Origin of the sequence: Mesorhizobium sp. M7A.F.Ca.US.008.03.1.1, from assembly GCF_003997495.1 — a bacterium.
Lineage (GTDB): Bacteria > Pseudomonadota > Alphaproteobacteria > Rhizobiales > Rhizobiaceae > Mesorhizobium.
In genome coordinates, this window is record NZ_RZRU01000003.1 from 24,464 (window position 1) to 42,616 (window position 18,153).

The 18,153-nt window shown below is 64.1% G+C and carries 14 protein-coding genes; 3 read left to right on the forward strand and 11 right to left on the reverse strand.

What is annotated here, in order from left to right; translation table 11 throughout:
* Nucleotides 1-9: 9 nt before the first annotated feature.
* From EOA16_RS05720 to EOA16_RS05745, 6 genes are all read right to left on the reverse strand, one after another.
* Nucleotides 10-549, reverse strand: coding sequence for a hypothetical protein (locus EOA16_RS05720; protein WP_127256268.1), 540 nt, complete (start codon nt 547-549; stop codon nt 10-12).
* Nucleotides 542-3,418 (reverse strand): sarcosine oxidase subunit alpha family protein, encoded by a 2,877-nt coding sequence (locus EOA16_RS05725; protein ID WP_127256269.1) that lies wholly within the window; start codon nt 3,416-3,418, stop codon nt 542-544. The genes EOA16_RS05720 and EOA16_RS05725 overlap by 8 nt, the downstream gene beginning before the upstream one ends.
* The gene (locus EOA16_RS05730) at nt 3,415-3,681 is read right to left on the reverse strand and encodes a sarcosine oxidase subunit delta (RefSeq protein WP_127256271.1); all 267 of its coding nucleotides are present in this window, start codon (nt 3,679-3,681) and stop codon (nt 3,415-3,417) included. Before EOA16_RS05730 ends, EOA16_RS05725 begins: the two co-directional genes overlap by 4 nt.
* A 70-nt stretch (nt 3,682-3,751) precedes the next feature.
* Nucleotides 3,752-5,005 (reverse strand): sarcosine oxidase subunit beta, encoded by a 1,254-nt coding sequence (locus EOA16_RS05735; RefSeq protein ID WP_127256272.1) that lies wholly within the window; start codon nt 5,003-5,005, stop codon nt 3,752-3,754.
* A gap of 82 nt (nt 5,006-5,087) precedes the next feature.
* Nucleotides 5,088-7,499 carry an FAD-dependent oxidoreductase gene (locus tag EOA16_RS05740; RefSeq protein ID WP_127256274.1) on the reverse strand — a complete coding sequence of 804 codons (2,412 nt, stop codon included), beginning with the start codon at nt 7,497-7,499 and terminating at the stop codon, nt 5,088-5,090.
* 174 nt (nt 7,500-7,673) lie between these two features.
* Nucleotides 7,674-8,333, reverse strand: coding sequence for a TetR/AcrR family transcriptional regulator (locus EOA16_RS05745; protein WP_164754132.1), 660 nt, complete (start codon nt 8,331-8,333; stop codon nt 7,674-7,676).
* 270 nt (nt 8,334-8,603) lie between these two features.
* On the opposite strand from EOA16_RS05745, the gene EOA16_RS05750 reads away from it, so the two are divergent.
* The 3 genes from EOA16_RS05750 to EOA16_RS05760 all read left to right on the forward strand — a co-directional run bounded on the left by EOA16_RS05750 (nt 8,604) and on the right by EOA16_RS05760 (nt 11,881).
* Nucleotides 8,604-10,043, forward strand: a complete 1,440-nt coding sequence (locus EOA16_RS05750) for an aldehyde dehydrogenase family protein (protein WP_127256277.1) — start codon at nt 8,604-8,606, stop codon at nt 10,041-10,043.
* A 90-nt stretch (nt 10,044-10,133) separates the two neighbouring features.
* Entirely contained in the window at nt 10,134-10,709 is a 576-nt protein-coding gene (locus EOA16_RS05755; RefSeq protein WP_127256279.1) for a DUF1349 domain-containing protein, read from the forward strand.
* Nucleotides 10,710-10,906: 197 nt separating this feature from the next.
* A complete protein-coding gene (locus EOA16_RS05760; RefSeq protein WP_127256280.1) occupies nt 10,907-11,881 on the forward strand; it encodes a hypothetical protein in 975 nt (324 codons plus the stop codon).
* A gap of 100 nt (nt 11,882-11,981) precedes the next feature.
* Here EOA16_RS05760 and EOA16_RS05765 read toward each other — a convergent pair whose 3' ends face one another.
* The 5 genes from EOA16_RS05765 to EOA16_RS05785 all read right to left on the reverse strand — a co-directional run bounded on the left by EOA16_RS05765 (nt 11,982) and on the right by EOA16_RS05785 (nt 18,103).
* On the reverse strand, nt 11,982-13,217 hold the full coding sequence (locus EOA16_RS05765) for a glycosyltransferase family 4 protein (protein WP_127256282.1): 1,236 nt from the start codon (nt 13,215-13,217) through the stop codon (nt 11,982-11,984).
* A gap of 167 nt (nt 13,218-13,384) precedes the next feature.
* Nucleotides 13,385-14,917 (reverse strand): mercuric reductase, encoded by a 1,533-nt coding sequence (locus EOA16_RS05770; protein WP_127256283.1) that lies wholly within the window; start codon nt 14,915-14,917, stop codon nt 13,385-13,387.
* Nucleotides 14,907-16,256 carry a glucoamylase family protein gene (locus EOA16_RS05775; protein ID WP_127256285.1) on the reverse strand — a complete coding sequence of 450 codons (1,350 nt, stop codon included), beginning with the start codon at nt 16,254-16,256 and terminating at the stop codon, nt 14,907-14,909. Before EOA16_RS05775 ends, EOA16_RS05770 begins: the two co-directional genes overlap by 11 nt.
* Nucleotides 16,257-16,401: 145 nt before the next feature.
* On the reverse strand, nt 16,402-17,154 hold the full coding sequence (locus EOA16_RS05780; RefSeq protein WP_127256286.1) for an SDR family NAD(P)-dependent oxidoreductase: 753 nt from the start codon (nt 17,152-17,154) through the stop codon (nt 16,402-16,404).
* Nucleotides 17,155-17,293: 139 nt separating this feature from the next.
* Entirely contained in the window at nt 17,294-18,103 is an 810-nt protein-coding gene (locus EOA16_RS05785; RefSeq protein WP_127256288.1) for an IclR family transcriptional regulator, read from the reverse strand.
* Nucleotides 18,104-18,153 lie beyond the last annotated feature (50 nt).

Sequence of the window (18,153 nt, forward strand, 5' to 3'; positions counted from 1 at the left end):
TGTCGCCGGCTAGTCGGCTGATCCGGTGGCGATGTTGCCGGCCGCCGTTTCCATCCATGTCCAGAGATAGGCCGCAAGACCGCGGTCGACATGGATGCGCAATTTGTCTTCATGGCGATAGACGATGGCGCTGATGCCGGCGAAGGAAAGTGCTGCACTGGCACTCGCTTGGCCGGGATCGACCGTTGTCCCGCGCGCGATGAAACCGTCGAGCTCCGTGCCCTCGACCTCGAACACTTGCAGCCCGGCACTGATCGCCGTCAGCGCGAACCCGTCTGCGTGCCAGCCCGTCGCGATGCCAAGCGGGCTGTCCGAGACGACGAGCAGCCGGTCGCGCGCCAGCCGCGCCGCATAGCGGTCGCCCTGCGCGGCACCAAAAGCACCCACGCCAGGTCCGTCGACGCCGGAAGCCCGTGCCCACGCGTCGAGATCGCCGCTGACCATCAACTGGTTGAGGTCGAGGACTGCTCGTACCGCGAGGCCGGGCGCCGTGATCACCGCCGACTGCCAATTAGGTCCAACAGACCATTTTTCTGCGAGATCACGCATGCAGCCGGTCTCCTGCCGGGTCGAAGGCGCAAGGGGCTGTAATCGTCGCCTTGCTGATCTTGCCGAGATTCTGGATGTCGATCGCCTCGCCGTGGCGGGCCGCGCCGCGCTCGATCAGGCCAAGCGCAACCGGGCGGCCAAGCGTCGGGCTCTGGTAGCTCGAGGTGACAAAGCCCTGGCTGCGCAATCTGCCGTCGATCCGTTTGATGCCATGCGCGCCGGTTGGCAGCGGCGCTTCGCCTTGCGGCACCGTAAGGCCGACAAGTTGCATGCGGTTGTCACGCGAGGCCTCTTCGGTGAACAGCGAGCGGCGGCCGACGAACTCGCTTTGGCGTTTGGCGCGCGGCCCTTCGACACCGAGATCATGCGGCAGCGTGGTGCCGTCGGTGTCCTTGCCGATGACGATGAAGCCTTTCTCGGCGCGCAGGATCATGAGCGCCTCGAGACCGATGACAACGGCGTCGAGCGCCTTGCCGGCCTGGCGCAGTTGCGCCCATAGCGGCTCGGCGCGATCCGCCCGGATCGAGATTTCGTAGCTCCGATCGCCGGTGAAGCTGACGCGGGCGATGCGGATCTCGTCGCCGGCATAGGTGCCATGACCGACCGCCATATGCGGCAGGTCGGCGTCGTCGAGCGAAAGTCCGAGATCCAGCGTTTCGAGCAGTTTTCGGGCGTTCGGCCCCGAAACGGTCAGCGTCGCCATGTCTGATGTGGCATTGTGGATGTAGACGGCGTCGCGCCCAAAACGGTCCTGGCGCCATTCCTCCAGTCGTGCGTACACGGCAGTGACATGCGAGGACGAGCACGACACGACGAAGCGATGCTCGTCCAGCCGCACCAGAACGCCGTCGTCGAAGACCACGCCATTTTCCGACAGCATGAAGCCGTAACGGCAGCGGCCCGGCTTCAGCGTCGACATGGTGTTGTAATAGAGGAAATCGACGAACGCCGCCGCCTGCGGTCCGATCACCTCGATCTTGCCGAGCGTCGAACCGTCGAACAGCGCGACCGACTGGCGGGCACGCCGTGCCTCGTCCGCGATCGAACGCTCCGCGTCCGCGTTGCCGCCATAGTGGGCAGGCCGCAGCCAGCCGCCATATTCCTGGAAGACGGCGCCATTGGCGCGGTGGGCGTTTTCGAGCGGCAACCGGCGCACCGGCGCCATCAATTCGCCGACGCGCGCGCCGGCAAAGCTTGCCAACGGCACTGGCGTGAACGGCGGCCGATAGGTGGTGGTGCCAACCTCCGGCACCGTGCGGCCGGTAATCCCGGCCATCAGCGCCAGGCCGGGCAGGTTGGAGGTCTTGCCCTGGTCGGTCGCCATGCCGAGCGTGGTGTAGCGCTTCAGATGTTCGACCGAGATGAAGTTTTCGCGTGCCGCAAGCTCGACGTCCTTCACTGTCACGTCGTTCTGGTAGTCGATCCAGATGCGCCCCTTAGAGCCCGGCATCGGCCATGCCGGGAGAATGCCGCCCGTCGCCTCCAGCCCGGTGCTGCGTGGTGTTGCCGCGTTCGCCTGGCCGGCGAATGCCTTTCCCACGCCGGCAAACACATCCGACAAGGAGACCGCGCCGGCTGCCGCACCTGCCACGGTGATACCGTCGACCGGATCGCCCGGCAGGAAGGCCGCGCGCGCATCGCTCCAGGCGAGCTTGCCCTTGGCTTGGCCGAAGAGATGAATGGTCGGCGTCCAGCCGCCGGAGACCAGCACGCAATCGGCATCCAACCTCGTGGCGTTGTCGAGCGTCACGCCGTCGACGCGCAGTCTGCCGCTGGCGGAGGCGAGGGCACGTCCTGTGGCCAGCCGGACATTGGCCGGCGCGGCGGGCGTGCCGTCGCGCCTGATGTCGACAAGCGTGACTTCGGCCCCGGCCTCGGCAAGCGCCACGGCCACGTCATAGGCGCTGTCATTATTGGTGGCGATGACGATGCAGCGGCCGACCAGCACCGCGTGGCGCCTGAGATAAGCGAGCGCCGCATCCGCCGACATGATGCCCGGCAGGTCATTGTTGGCAAAAGGCAGCGGCCGCTCGATGGCGCCGGTTGCCAGCACGATTTCGCGCGGCCTGACCCGCCACAGCGTATCCGGCCGTCCGTCGAGATGACGCTGGTTCAGCCCGACCAGATTGTGGTCGTAGATACCGAAGGCTGTTGTCGAAGGCAGGATCAGCTGGCCGGCCGAGGCAAGTGCTGCAACCGTTTCCGCGATCCAGGCGGCCGCCGGCTTGCCATCGACCTCACCGGCACGATGGCCGAGCGCTCCGCCAGGATTCTGCTGATCGTCGACCAGCGTGACGGTCAAACCAGCACCAGACGCCAGTCTTGCCGCCGCAAGCCCTGCCGGTCCCGCGCCCACCACCAGCAGGTCGCAATGATGGTTGATCTGGTCTGCTGTGTCCGGCGAGGTCCAGCCGGCGTCGACCGTGCCCAATCCCGCCATGGCGCGGATGCGCGGCTCGAACCTGTGCCAGTCCGGCCACATGAAGGTCTTGTAGTAGAACGCCGCCGGAATGAAGCGCGCAAAACGGTCGAGGAAGGCGTTGCGGTCGGCCAGCGCATTGGGCGTCGCGTTGACGCTTTTCGCCACCAGTCCGTCGCGCGCCGGCTCGGTCGTGGCGCGCGTGTTGGGCGTCGCCCGCGGGCCGCCGATATCGACCAGTGCGTTGGGTTCTTCCACGCCTGCGCCCCATATGCCGCGCGGCCGGTGGTACTTGAAGCTGCGGCCGACGACCGCGACATCCCCGGCCAGCAGCGCCGAGGCGATGGTGTCGCCGGCAAAGCCTTCGACGGTCGCACCGTCGAAGCTGAACCGGATCGGGCGCGACCGGTCGATGGCGTTGCCGCCGGTGGCAAGACGCGAGGCGGTCACGCCGCGTGCTCCCCGTCGAGAGCGGCCGAGGACAGCACCTTGTGGCTGACGGTGTCCCGCTCCATGACGAAGAACTCGCCGCAAGTCATGTGGACCCAGATCTCGCGCGCCGTGCCTTTCGGGTTGGTGCGCAGATAGAGGTAACCGGCCCAGCGATCGATCGGCATCTCGGCGCCATCCGGCCTGATGTTTCCGGCATCGCCGCCATAGTGGAATTCGGTCTCGTCACGCGGGCCGCAGAATGGGCAAGGAAAGAGCTGCATGGATTCCTCAATCTTCGTCTTTATGCATGTCGTTCTCCCCAAAACCGCTGCGCACTTTGGGCGACATGCATCAATGCGCGATGCCGGAGCCGGCCGCTTCGTCGATCAGCCGCCCGCTGGCGAAGCGATCGAGGTCGAAGGGTCGGCTGATGTCGTTGTGCTTGCCTGTCGCCAGCAAGTGCGCCAGCAACGTGCCGCCGGCTGGAATGGCCTTGAAGCCGCCCGTGCCCCAGCCGCAATTGAGGAACAGTCCCGGTAGGGGCGATTCGCCGATGATCGGCGAGGAGTCCGGCACGACGTCGACAATGCCGGCCCATTGCCGCATCAGCTTGAGCTGGCCGAAGATCGGGAACATTTCCAAAAGGCCGGCAATCACCGCCTCCAGCGTCGGCAGATTGCCGCGTTGCGCATAGGAGGGGATGCGGTCGAGCCCACCGCCGATGACGATCTCGCCCTTGTCTGACTGACTGACATAGACGCCGCAGCCGGGCGACAGCACCACCGTGTCGAGGATCGGCTTGACCGGCTCGGAAACGCAGGCCTGCAGCGCATAGGAATTGATCGGCAGCCGGAAGCCGGCCTTGGCCGCCAGCACCGAAGAATGCCCGGCTACCGCCATGCCGATGCGCTCGGCACGGATCGCGCCACGCGAAGTCTGGACGCCGCGGCAGCGGCCGCCCTCGATGATGAAATCGGTGATCTCGCAGTTCTGGATGATATCGACGCCGAGCCGGCTCGCCGCCCGCGCGTAGCCCCAGGCGACCGCATCATGGCGCGCCGTTCCGGCCCTGCCTTGCCAGATGCCGCCGAACACCGGGAAGCGCGCATTGGCCGAGAAGTTATAGATCGGCGCCACGCGGCGCACATCGTCGGGAGAAAACAGCTCGGCATCGATGCCGTTGATCTGCATGGCGTTGACAGTACGCGCGCCGATCTCCATCTCGGCGGTCGAGTGGCAGAGATTGACCATGCCGCGCTGCGACAGCATGATGTTGTAGTTGAGGTCTGTCGACAATCCCTCGTAGAGCCGGTGCGCCAGCCCGTAGAGCTCGACGCTTTCCGGATAATAGTAGTTGGAGCGCACCACGGTGGTGTTGCGGCCCGTGTTGCCGCCGCCGATCCAGCCTTTCTCCAGCACGGCAACTCGGGCGATCCCATGGTTCTTTGCCAGGTAATAGGCTGTCGCCAGCCCGTGGCCGCCGCCGCCGATGACGATGGCGTCGTAAGACGGTTTCGGCTCGGGCGAGCGCCAGGCCGGCTGCCAGCCGGTCTGGCCGGCCAGACCCTCCTTGAACAGCGACAGAGCGGAATAGCGTCGGGTCATGGCGTGCCGGACAGGCCTGATTTTCGGAAAGGAGCGTGGATCATCGCATGGTCTTTTGCACTGATGGCGCCGGTTCGATCGGTCATGCCCGCATCGCCTTGCCCAGTGGATCGTATGGCGAGGAAGCGATGACGCGCGCACCTCTTTCGACGCCGACGATGTGGGTTGTCAACTGCGCATCGATATCGGCCGCCTTGCGCTCGACCAGCGCCATGGCGAGGCTCTTGCCGACCGTGTGGCCGTAGCCGCCGGAGGTGACGAAGCCGGCAAGCCTGCCCTTGTTCCAGATAGGCTCATAGCCGCTGGCATCGGTGTCCGCTGCCTCGATTTCGAGCGTCACCAGCGTGCGCCTGGAGCCGGCCTTCTGCTCTTTCAGGGCCGCCTCGCGGCCGATGAAATCGCCCTTGTCGAAGGCGACCCAGCGGTCCATGCCGGTCTCGGCCGGTGTGTAGTCCTGAGTGAACTCGCGCGACCAGATGCCAAAACTCTTTTCGAGTCGCAGCGAATTGACCGCGCCGAAGCCATATTCGGTCACGCCGAGGTCGCTGCCTGCCGTCAGCAGCGCGCGGCGCAGGCCGGCGTGCTCACTGGCCTGGCAGTGGATCTCGTAGCCGAGCTCGCCGATGACCGAGAGCCGCCCGACCTTGGCCTGCACCAGCCCGACATCCAGCGTCCTGCAGGCAAGAAAGCCGAAGGCCTCGTGGGAAACGTCCTGATGTGTGAGGCGCTCCAGCAGCGTTCGCGCATTGGGACCCGCGAGCGAGAAACCAACGACCGCATCGGAAATGTCGCGGACGGTGACGCCGTCGGAGAGATGCTGTTCGAACCAGCGCATGTGCCACTGGCGCAGGTAGTAGGATCCCATGATCCACCAGGAACCATCGCCCCAGTTGAAGACAGTGAGGTCGCCCTTGAGCTTGCCGTTTTCGCCCAGCATCGGCGCGAGTTTGGCTCGTCCCGGCTTGGGCAGCGCACAGGCAAGCAGCCGGTCGAGCCAGGCTTCCGCCTGCGGCCCGGTGATCTCGTAGCGCGAGAAGGCTGATATATCGAGCAGGCCGACACCTTCGCGCACCTTGCGGCATTCCTGCGCGACGATGTCGAAGGCGTTGGAGCGCTTCAGCGTCGGGGTTTCGACGAAGTCTTGCGGCGCGAAATAGAGCGGCACTTCCATGCCCCAGGAATTACCCCAGCGCGCGCCGGCGGCGTCCATGGCGTCATGCGCGCCGGCCGTCTTGAAGGGCCGTCCCGCCGGCAGCTGCTCGTTGGGATAGCTCATGACGAAACGGCGCGAGTAGAATTGCCCGGTGGTCTGCCTGATGTATTCGCGGTTGGAGGCGAAGTCGCCATAGCGGGCGATGTCCATGCCGTAGACATCGGCTTCCGGCTCGCCATGGATCATCCATTCGGCGAGCGACTTGCCGACGCCGCCACCTTGCAGGAAGCCGGCCATAACACCGCACGCCACCCAGTAATTGGGCACACCGCGCACCGGGCCAACCAGCGGATTGCCGTCCGGCGAGAAGGTGAAGGCGCCGTTCACCCAACGCTTGATGCCGGCATTTTCCAGGCAGGGGTAGCGGCTGAAGCCGAGCGCCAGCTCGTCGGCGATGCGGTCCGTGTCTTCCTGGATCAGCTCGATGCCGTAGTCCCACGGCGCGCCGTCCATATTCCAGTGCTTGTGGTTGATCTCGTAGATGCCGAGCAACAGGCCCTTCTGCTCCTGGCGCATGTAGGTGAAGCCTTCGAGATCGACGATCAGCGGCAATTCCTTGTCAAGCGCCTGGATTTCGGGCAGCGCCTCGGTGACGAGATAATGGTGCTCCATCGGCGACACCGGCAGGTCGATACCGGCCATCCGGCCGACCCGCTTGGCCCACAGCCCGCCGGCATTGACGACGTGCTCGGCAATCACCGTACCCTTCTCGGTGACCACGTCCCAGGAGCCGTCCGCGCGGCGGTTCAGTGCCAGCACGCGGTTGTGCTCGATGATGTCGGCGCCACGCAGCCTGGCTGCCTTGGCATAGGCGTGCACGACGCCGGAAGGGTCGATATGGCCTTCGCGCGCGGCATAGAGCCCACCCAACATGCCTTCGGTGTTGAGGATCGGGCAGCGCTGGCGGATCTCATCGACGCCGACCAGATGCACATCGTCTATGCCCATGGTCTGGAAGATACGGTAGGAGGCCTTGAGCCATTCCCAGCGCTCCGGCGCCGAGGCGACCGAGATGCCGCCGGTCATATGCATGCCGATGCTCTGGCCCGATTCGGTCTCGACCTCGGAGAGCAGGTCGATCGTATAGGCCTGCAGGGCGGCGATGTTGGGATCGGCGTTCAGCGCATGGAAGCCGCCGGCCGCATGCCAGCTCGACCCTGCGGTCAGCACCTCGCGTTCGATCAGCGCGACGTCGCTCCAGCCGAACTTCGCCAGGTGATAGAGCACGGAGGCTCCAACCACGCCGCCGCCGATGACGATTGCCCGGTATTGGGATTTCATCCTGTCACACTCCACCCAGTCATGAGGCACAGCGTATCGGCATTGTACATATGTGTCTAGTAATTGCGAGCCTTAACCCGATCGCCAGAGCGAGAGGAAGCCGCCTTCGCCTGTCAGCGAAGCAAGCGTGCTGGTTGTTTGGGAGCCGTGGCGATTTATGGGCGCTGGTTGTGCCTACCGGTTTCCGGCGAGCGTCTTCTCGACATAGCGCGAGAAGTCCTCGACATCCTCTGCCGGGGGTTCCTGGCCGGTGAAGCTGCGCAGATAACCGGCGACGTGAGGCAGGCGACTGCTCATCGGCTCGTTGAGCTCAAGCGAGTAATAGCCGATCTGCATGAAATAGAGCACGCGGGCGCGCACGAAGGCGTCCTCTTCCTCATAGCCATGGCGCATGAACATGTCGCGGATGGCGTTGACGCGCTCCTCGTCGGCCTCGTCGAGCGCGCGCCGGATGGCGGGCGAGCGGCGGGCCCAGGCCCTGATCGCGAAATCCAGCTGCGGATCGAACAATCTTTCGTCTACCCAGCATTCGAAAATGCTCATCACCCCGCGGATGACGGTCGCGGAAGGCCGCCTGGCGCGTTCGACGATGAATTTGGTGTTGGTCTGCCGCCAGTAGTCGAGCAACTGGTCGAGCAGGTCCTGCCGGCTCTTGAAATACCAGTAGAAGCTGGAGCGCGACACATCGAGCTTCTGGCCAAGCGTCAGCACGCGGACGCGTTCGACGCCGTCAGAGATCAACGTTTCGAGCGCAAGCTTCAGCCAGTCTTCGCGAGTGGCCTTGATGTTGCCGGTGGCGCCGGCGCGCTGGATCGTCGTTTCGAGAGCTGCCATCAGCACGACGCATGACATGCTGCCTCAGGCAAATCAAGGCTATGGACAGGAGTGTATAGAGGAAATCGGGCCAAGCCGAACGATGCATCATGGGATGTTGGGCGCATCGAGGCTCGATGAGGCAATCTCGTCACCCGCCATCGGCGCAGCGCAAGCGGGGGGATTTTTGTCGCGGCTGCTGGTTCACTGTTTGCTTTCCCGCGAGGCAATTGTCTGGCAAATACCAGTTCAGACAGATGCCCGCGCGGCCAACAAGCAGGAACACACGATATGACGCTGTTTCGAAAGAACCTCATCGATGGCGAGTGGGTCGGCGACGCCGGTTCGCGCAACATCAACCCCTCGGATACCGGCGACGTCGTCGGCGACTATGCCTCGGCGGGTGTCGAACAGGCCCAGCAAGCGATCGCCGCGGCCAAGGCAGCGTTCCCGGCCTGGTCCCGCTCCGGTCCGCTGGCGCGTCACGCGGTGTTGAAAAAGGCCTCCGACGAGATTCTGGCGCGCAAAGACGAGATCGGTCGCAACCTGGCGCGTGAGGAAGGCAAGACGCTGGCAGAAGGCATCGGCGAGACCATTCGCGCCGCCCAGATATTTGACTTCTTTGCCGGCGAAACGTTGCGTTTGACCGGAGAGGTCGTGCCGAGCGTGCGGCCGGGCGTCGGCGTCGAGATGACTCGCGAGGCGGTCGGTGTGGTAGGCATCATCACACCGTGGAATTTTCCGATCGCCATTCCGGCCTGGAAGATCGCTCCGGCGCTGACACACGGCAACACCGTCGTCTTCAAGCCGGCTGAGCTGGTTCCCGAGAGCGCTTGGACCATCGTCGACATCCTGCATCGCGCCGGCCTGCCGAAGGGCGTGCTCAATCTTGTCATGGGCAAGGGCTCGGTGGTCGGCCAGGCGATGCTCGACAGTCCCGATGTCAACGCCATCAGCTTCACCGGCTCGGTCGGCACCGGCAAGCGCGTTGCCGCTGCAAGCATCGAACATATGCGCAAGTTCCAGCTTGAAATGGGCGGCAAGAACCCGCTGGTCGTGCTCGACGATGCCGACCTCGCGATCGCCGTCGATTGCGCGCTCAATGGCGCCTTCTTCTCGACCGGCCAGCGCTGCACCGCCTCGTCCAGACTGATTGTGGCTGACGGCATTCACGACCGTTTCGTCGACGCCCTCAAGGACCGCATGAGCAAACTGGTCATCGGCGACGCGCTCGACGCGCAGACCCAGATCGGCCCGGTGGTCGACGCGACGCAGCTGAAGCAGGACGAGGATTACATCGCCATCGGCGTCAGGGAAGGCGCGACCCTCGCCTTCGGCGGTGAACGGCTCGACCGCAAGACGCCGGGCTTCTACCTGCAGCCGGCGCTGCTGACTGGCGCCACCAACGCCATGCGCAGTTCGCGCGAGGAGATTTTCGGGCCTGTCGCCAGCGTCATTCGCGTCAAGGACTATGACGAGGCGCTTGCCGTCGCCAACGACACGCCCTTCGGCTTGACCTCCGGCATCTGCACCTCGAGCCTCAAGCACGCCACGCACTTCAAGCGCAATTCGGAGGCCGGCATGGTGATGGTCAACCTGCCGACGGCGGGTGTCGATTTCCATGTTCCCTTCGGCGGCCGCAAGGGTTCGAGCTATGGGCCGCGCGAGCAGGGCCACTATGCGGCGGAGTTCTACACCACGGTGAAGACGGCCTATACGTTTGCAGGCTGATCGGCAGTGACCGATCAACCGGCTGATCGGTCACTGCCGATTATGCCGGCAATCCCGCCATGCAGATCTGGATTGGAGCGGCGCGAAGGGATGACTGTGCAAGACCTGACCTGGCTTAACCCGCCGCCGCACCATTCTATCGATGGCGACAGCGTTCGTGTGCGCACTGGCAAGGAGACCGATTTCTGGCGCGAGACCTTCTACGGTTTCTGGCGCGACAACGGCCACTTCCTGTACCGGCCGGTCGAAGGCGATTTCACCGCCGAGGTCACCGTCAAAGGCGACTACAAGGTGCTTTATGATCAGGCGGGGCTGATGGTCCGGCTCAGCGAAACCCACTGGATCAAGGCCGGCATCGAATACACCGACGGCCTTGCATATTTCTCCGTCGTCGTCACCAACGACACGTCAGACTGGTCGCTGGTGGCCATTCATGCCGATCCGAACGGCGTCAGGATCCGGCTGACCCGTCACGCCGAGGCGATCCGCATCCAGTATCTCGATGCTTCCGACGGCCACTGGAAGCCTGTGAGGCTTGCCTATTTTCCGACGTCGAAGACGGTCGATATCGGCATGATGTCCTGTTCGCCGCAGCGCGAAGGCTTTGAGGTCACGTTCTCCGATTTCTCCGTCGGTCCGCCGATATCGCGGGAATTGCACACTTGAGACGTGCGGCCTTGCGCTGAACCGCAAGCCCTTCGACCTTTGTCATAATCAAGTCTGTAGACCGCCGCGCGCCTCGCCGGCGGCTGCGCCTGTCGTGAGTTGGGTTCTCCGGAGCCGGAAGGCTATCGCCGGGACCCAAGGCGAATATGCCAGGCAGGGCGTTGCAACGGCAGTGGCATCCGCGATAGGAGTTGCCGATGGGCAGGTTGCGAAGGGCAGTCAAAAGAGCCGTCTATTCCAGGGCGCTGAGATTTCTTGGCGTTCCGCCCGTGCTGTGGTCGCAGGGCATCGGGCATTTCTGCGATTTCGCCGGGCCGCGCTGGTATCGCAACGCGCCAACTGCATCGACACAGAGCGAGGCATTTTTCCGCCAACATTATAGCGGCGCGAATGGCATCGTCTGGCTGCGTCTGAGCACCTTGTCCAGGGATGCGCAAACCTGCGACCTCGACACGTTCGTCAAGGTCGTGCTGCCGACGATCACGGCACCGTTCACGCTGCTGACGACCGATGGCGATGCTTCGGTGCCGTCGGATCTGGCTAAGGACACCGTCGACCAGCTTCTCGCCAACCCCTTCCTGGTCTCCTGGTACAGCCAGAATTGTGATGGCACTCACCCCAAGGTCAAGCCTTTCCCGATCGGGCTCGATCTTCACACGCCTCGGTCCTTCGCCACGCCGGCAGGGCTTGTGAAGCAACTGGAGATCATACGCGCCCGGCAGGATCATGTGGACCATCGCCCGCCCAGGCTGTTCTCTGATTTCAGCATCAGCAATGGCTCGAGACAGCGCCGGGAACTGCTTGACGCCCTGCGCGGATGTCCGCATGTCGATTTCCTGACGAAACGCGTCTCGCAGCGCTCGATCTGGCGACTGTACTCGCAATACCCGCTTGTGCTGTCCACCGAAGGCAACGGCCTGGACTGCCATAGGACATGGGAGCTGTTTTATCTCGGCTGCATCGTCGTCACCAAGACCTCGCCGCTCGACCCGCTCTATCAGGGCCTGCCGGTTATTATCGTCGACGACTGGCATGAGGTCAGGGACCCCGATGCACCGAGGCGCTGGATAGAGCAGGTCGCACATCTGACCGAGCGGGACCATGTTTGGGGACGCTTGCATCCGCAAACCTATCTCGAGTCTATTCGGCAAGAACTTCAGCACGCATCCTGACAGGGCAGGCCACGAAATTCCGGTTGGACGCTGTGCGAAGCGGGGCTGCTGCAAGCGATGTGAAAGGATGTCGCTCCTCCATATCTGGTGAAGGGAGCGATCATGCGCCAGCCTCGTCCAGCCCCAGCCCGCCGCGGACGGCATCGCGGATGGCTTGTGGGCCGAACCTTGCCCAAACCGCTTGATGCGCGCGGATGCGCTGCCGCGCCCTGCGGTCCGCATCCAGGCAAAGTCCGACGGCCATCTCGGCAAGCCCTTCATCGGTCTCCGACAGCAGCAGCTCCTGCCCGTCGACCAGATCCAGACCCTCGGCCGCCAGAGGGGTGGCGATCACCGGCACGCCCCACGCCATCGCCTCCAGAATCTTGATCCGGGTGCCGCCGCCTGCCGCAAGCGGGATGATGGTGAGATGCGCCCTCGACAGAAGCGGCGCCGTGTCTTCGGGGTCTTCGACGAGCTCCACGCCAGGCATTCCTGCCAGCGCTTGCACGACCGTTTTCGGGTTACGCCCAGCGAGAATCAGTGTCGCGGTCGGCAAGGCCAGTCGGATCCGCGGAAGTATGGAACCGGCTAATCTCTGGACGGCATCGACGTTTGGCGGATAGCCGAGATGGCCGATGAATAGGACAACCGGAAAGCTTTTACCGGATCCGGGTTCGGCGGGCAGCGTTTCGGGGCTGTGCCCCGCGTGCGGAATTCCGTTTGGAACGACATCGATCGGCAACTTGTGCCGGGAAAGCGCCATCAGCCGCTCTCGATCCTGGCCCGAGCAGACCCAGACCCTGTCGACAAGGGCAAGCGCCTTTCTCTCAAGACGCCTGATGCCAAGGCCCGCGCTGATCGTCGCCACCGCAGGCCGCTTCGCATCAACGTGCCGCAACTGTCCCGCTAGGTCGGACTCCACATTGTGCATGTCGAGGATGAGCTGTTTCGTCATCGCCCGCAAAGGCCGCAGCAGCTTGAACAGGCCGATGCCCTCGATCAGCACCGTGTCCGGGCGGAAGTCTCGAACCAATGTCTCCAGCCGCGTCAAGGCGACGCGCGAGATGCGACGCTCCGCTCTTATACGCCACCACCCGATCGAGCCGGAGCGGGCCTCTCCCTTGATCGACAAGGCTTCGGTGCTGATCGACGGATCGGGTGTTTCCGTCGCCTGCGGCAGCACAGATACCAGGCAGACCGGACCGAATTGCGCAGCAGACTCAGCATTGCGATAGTTCCGCAGATCTGCGCCGGAGATCGGCGGAAAGGCTGGATCGTGGGACACAACCAGCACACGTCGCCCGGCTTTCGCGCCGGAGACAGCATCGAGCGGTTGTGCGCTCGAGGGCTTCAAAGCGGACGCTCTGGGCTTTGCGCCGGAGGCTTCATTCCAGACGGCATGCGCGACGGCCCCAAAACCACAACAATCGGCTTCGACTTGTTCAGCCGAACGCCGGTTTCGTCAAGCGTCGCATCGTCGCTGAATGTCAGTTGCACCAGCTGCGGCAGGTTGCCGGAATGTCACCATCGCCTGGACCACGCCAACCAGCGGCCCGTCAGATGCTTCCATGATGAGGTGAGCCTTGTTCGCCGATAGGCGTCGCCGGCCATCTGGATGCCTTGCGCCTGCGTTGGAAATGGATGGATGACGTCGGCCAGCGCGTGCAATCCCATACCGCATTTGATGGCCAGCGACACCGCATTGATCATCTCGCCGGCATGGCTGGCGACGACCGTGGCGCCCAGGATTCGGTCGGACCCCTCCCTGACGTGGATTTTGACGAAACCCTCTTCCTCGCCGTCCATGACCGCCCGGGCGACATCGTGCATCAGCACTGTATAAGTCTTGACCGGGATGCCGTTCTGGCGCGCCTCCGCCGGATAGAGGCCGACATGGGCGATCTCAGGGTCGGTGTAGGTGCACCACGGAATGACCAGCTCGCTCAGTTTCCTGCGTCCGAGAAACAGGGCATTGCGCACGACCATGCGAGCTGTCGCCTCTGCGGTGTGGGTGAATTTGTAGGCGAGGCAGACATCGCCCGCCGCATAGATGCGCGGATTTGTGGTGCGGAGATAGTCGTCCACCTTGATGCCGTCGGCATCATATGCCACCCCGGCGTTCTCCAGGTCGAGACCGTCGACATTGGGCGATCGGCCGATGCCGGTGATGATCTCGTCGACGGAAATCGTTGTCGTGATGTCGTCGCACACCAGGTCGGCGAGCTTCTTGCCGCCTTCCATTCGTACCGCCACCACCTCGGTGTTGAGACGAACCTCGACACCTTCGCGCGCCAGCGCGTCCGAAAGGATCTGGGCGGCATCGCGTTCCTCGCCGGGCAGGAACATCGGTTCGCGCTGCGCCTGGATGACCTTCGCGCCCAGCAGGCAGAAGGCCTGCGCCGCCTCGCAACCGAGCGGGCCGCCGCCGATGACCAGAAGCCGCTTCGGGCACTCCTTGAGATCGAACATGCTCTCGTTGCTGAGATAGCCGGCTTCGGCAAGCCCCGGGATGGTCGGCAGCCTCGGGCGTGCGCCTGTCGCGATCAGCGCCTTCCTGAAACGCAAGGTTTGTCCGGCGACCGTGACAGCGTCCCTTCCGGAAAAACGCGCTTCGCCGAAATAAAGGTCGATGCCTTCGGAAACCAGGCTATCGGCGGCATCGGCGCGGCTGATCCGCTGCCGGATCTGCCGCATCCGTGTCATGGCGCGCTGAAAGTCGACGTGAAGACGGTCCGGCGGTTCGCCGCCGAAATTCTCGGCATCGCGCATGTCGGCATAGAGCCTGGCCGTGCGGATGATCGATTTCGATGGAATGCAGCCGACATTGATACAGGTCCCGCCGATCAGATTGCGCTCGATGAGCGCGACCTTTGCGCCGAGGCCGGCCGCTTTGTAGGCGGCAGTCAGCCCAGCCGGCCCGGCACCGATGACAACGAGGTTGTAGGGCCCGTCCGGCTGCGGGTTCTTCCAGTGCGGCGGATGGGCGCTCGCGATCAGACTGATGTGGTTGCCGTCGACGGGGAAGGCGGTGGTCCTGGTCCGGTCACGCGACATCGCCGCCACCTGACGCCGGGCTTGCTGGCTGAGACAGCCAGCCGCCATTGAATCCTGCCTTGCGCAGGCCGTTGCGGATGTGCTGATTTGACCGCATCAGTCTCCAGATCAACCCCGACCGATGGTTCTCGATCATCATCGCCACGATGCCTTGATCCAGCCCATAGTGGCCATCCGACACCCAGCCGTGCCTCCCGAATTTACGCCGGTTCGCCAATGTTGGATTGAAGCCGCTCGGCAGCCGGAAATTGTCGATCACCTCGGGGTAGCGATCACCGAGATGGCGCAGCGCTGCCAGGCAGATGTCTGGCGCGAAAGGCAGTGACGCCGGATAGGACCACGGCGCGATCGTCCCGTCGTCGGGTCCGAAAGGCGCGCCGCGCGCGGCATAGCCGGAAAACCGGCGACGCTGTCGCTCCACGCTGGTGCGAAAGCCGCCTGGGCCGTCGCCCGCCGAAAGTCCCCACAAATTCTCGTCGTAGCCGCCGTAGCCGTAAGGGTTGTGGCGTGCATAGTCGCGATGCAGATAGGTCGCGCGGCGGCTGTTTTCGAAATAGTCGGAGTTCTTCTCGCGCATGAAGGCGTCGCGGATGCCGGCAAAGTCGATCCACGCATGCGAGAATTGGTGCATGAACAGCGGTCCGCCATAGAGCACGTCGTAGCCGTAGATGTTTTCCCACTGGTAGGTCGCCGTCCAGCCCTCGTAGCTGCTGTCCGAGGTCGGGCTGTCGGGCGAGGCCATCGACAGCACGTAGAGGATCGTCGCCTCGTTATAGCCTTCCCAGCCATAGTGGAGAAAGCCGCTCTTCGGCTTCCAGCCCTGCCGCAAGGTCGGGCTTGAGCCTTGTGCCCATCGCCAGTCGACGCGCCGGTAGAGAGCTTCGGCCAGCCAGCGGATCTCGGCTTCCTCGTCATCGTCACCGGAGAAATAGGCGCCCGCCACCAGCATGCCTGATATCAGCAGTGCCGTGTCCACCATCGACAGTTCGCAGCGCCAGACGCGCAGGCCGGTCCGAATATCGAGGAAATGGTAGTAGAAACCCTTGTGGCCGGTAACGTCCTCGCCATTGCCTTGCCGGCTGGTCGAGAAGAAACGCAGTGCGGCCAGCGTCAGCTTCACGGCCGCATCGCGCGTCATCCAGCCGCGCTCGACGCCGATCGGATAGCAGGACAGCGCAAAGCCGACGACGGCGATGCTGGCCGGCGAATTCGGCCGCGACGTATCGGCGACCAGTCCATTTTCGGGGTTCACGTTCTCGAGGAAATAATCGAAGGCGGCGCGCTGATAGCGGTCCAGAAGCTCGTCGTCGGACAGTGCGGCAGGCTCGGCTCTAAGCAAAAGAGGCAAGCTCCCGCCGGATGGCTGCATCCCGTGTCATGGTTTCCCGCTACCTTGTTGCGACTTGCCGATTCGAAGCCTGCAACTATACGCCCCTACGTCCCCGTTCGTTGCACCGTCACGCGGAATTGAGATTCGCTCTGCCTCAATAGGTGGCGCGGCCTCCGGAAACGTCGAACACGGCGGCCGTCGTGAACGAACACTCCTCGGAAACGATCCAGCAGATCAGCGCCGCCACCTCGTCGACCTCGCCGAAGCGCGCCATCGGTATCTTGGACAGCATGAAGTCGATGTGCTCCTGGCTCATCTGCTTGAAGATCGCGGTGCGCACCGCCGCCGGCGTCACGCAATTGACCGTCACCCTGGTCTTGGCCAGTTCCTTGCCGAGCGACTTGGTCAGGCCGATCACCGCGGCCTTCGACGTGCTGTAGGCGGAGGCGTTGGGATTGCCTTCCTTGCCGGCGATCGAGGCGATGTTGACGATGCGGCCATAGTTGCGCTCGAGCATGTGCGGCACGAGGGCCTTGTTGCAGTAGAAGACGCCGTTGATGTTGATGTCGATGACCTTCTGCCAATCCTCGACCGTATAGTTCCAGGTCGTCATGTTCGGCCCGGTGATCGCCGCACTGGTGACCAGGATATCGACACCGCCAAACGCTTCGAGCGTCGACCGTGCAGCGCGTTCCACGCCGGCGGCATCGGCGACATCGATAGCAATGCCGTGAAGACTGGGGATGACGGCCTTGGCCTGTTCGATCTGGGCGGGATCGCGATCCCAGACGCAAACCCGTCCGCCCTCTTCGACGATTCTCTGCGCCACTGCCAAGCCGATGCCCGATGCGCCGCCGGTGATGACCGCTGCCCGATCGCTGAATCGTCCTGCAAAATTCGTCGGCATCTGATTTCCCCCCATCGCTGAACGCTATGGACCCTGACGACGCGCGACCGCCATACCATCAGGGGTGACTGTGCGGTCACCGCCAGGCAAGTTCAAGCCGGCATGCAGGCCGATCGTCTGGGCCAATCCCGTGCCGGGATCACACGGGATTTCCCTCGAGTTGATTGCCCAGCGCTTCCACCATTGCCACCAGCGCCGGTCCGATCTCGGCATGCGCGCGGTCCTCGGTGATGATCTCGCCGATGCCGCCGCAGGTGATGGCAACCAGCGGCGAGCCGTCACGTGGGCGGAACGGCACGCCGACCGCATGGATGTAGCTGTGCCAGGCGCCGAACGACGTCACGTAGCCCTGGCGTGCATACTGGGCGATCGCATCGTCGATCGCCGTCGCGATCATAGCTGCCCTGTCCGGCTCCGCCTCCTGCAAAGCCCGCATAAGGCTGGCACGCTCCTCGGATGAAAGTGCCGCCGCATAGGCCAGCCCCATCGATGTCTTCCAGATCGGCAGATAGGAGCCCGGGTTGAGCCGCAGCGTGACAAGGCTCTCCGACCGGCAGTTGGCGAGATAGACCATGTTGAGGCTGTCGCGCGCGCCGAGCGCCACCGCCGCACCGGTCAGGTCGGCCAGCGGCTGCATCAGCGGCCGGGCGACATGAACGACGGCGCTCGAACTGAGCGCCGAATAGCCCAGCGCCACGGTCGCCGGTCCCAGGCTGTAGCGACCGAGATCCTTGTCGTACAGGAGATAGCCGAGCGCACTCAGCGTGTATGTGATCCGCGAAACCGTGGCTTTCGGCAGGCCGGTGCGGGCAATGATGTCCTGGTTGCCGAGCGAGGCATCGCCCGGCCGGAAGGCGCGCAGGATGCCGAGCCCGCGCACCAGCGACGACGAAAGCTGCGCGCCTTCGCCTTCAAGCTCCGTCTCATCCCTGGTCGCTCGCTTGCGCACGCTGGGTCTTTCTGGCGTTGTCGTCCGCCTGTCGGGCCGGTATCGCCGGC

What these genes read in the sequence shown, in the direction of transcription:
- EOA16_RS05780 (WP_127256286.1), bottom strand. Translation starts at nt 17,154, where the DNA reads ATGCCGACGAATTTTGCAGGACGATTCAGCGATCGGGCAGCGGTCATC.
- EOA16_RS05750 (WP_127256277.1), top strand. Translation starts at nt 8,604, where the DNA reads ATGACGCTGTTTCGAAAGAACCTCATCGATGGCGAGTGGGTCGGCGAC.
- EOA16_RS05720 (WP_127256268.1), bottom strand. Translation starts at nt 549, where the DNA reads ATGCGTGATCTCGCAGAAAAATGGTCTGTTGGACCTAATTGGCAGTCG.
- EOA16_RS05740 (WP_127256274.1), bottom strand. Translation starts at nt 7,499, where the DNA reads ATGAAATCCCAATACCGGGCAATCGTCATCGGCGGCGGCGTGGTTGGA.
- EOA16_RS05770 (WP_127256283.1), bottom strand. Translation starts at nt 14,917, where the DNA reads ATGTCGCGTGACCGGACCAGGACCACCGCCTTCCCCGTCGACGGCAAC.
- EOA16_RS05735 (WP_127256272.1), bottom strand. Translation starts at nt 5,005, where the DNA reads ATGACCCGACGCTATTCCGCTCTGTCGCTGTTCAAGGAGGGTCTGGCC.
- EOA16_RS05730 (WP_127256271.1), bottom strand. Translation starts at nt 3,681, where the DNA reads ATGCAGCTCTTTCCTTGCCCATTCTGCGGCCCGCGTGACGAGACCGAA.
- EOA16_RS05755 (WP_127256279.1), top strand. Translation starts at nt 10,134, where the DNA reads ATGACTGTGCAAGACCTGACCTGGCTTAACCCGCCGCCGCACCATTCT.
- EOA16_RS05745 (WP_164754132.1), bottom strand. Translation starts at nt 8,333, where the DNA reads ATGGCAGCTCTCGAAACGACGATCCAGCGCGCCGGCGCCACCGGCAAC.
- EOA16_RS05760 (WP_127256280.1), top strand. Translation starts at nt 10,907, where the DNA reads ATGGGCAGGTTGCGAAGGGCAGTCAAAAGAGCCGTCTATTCCAGGGCG.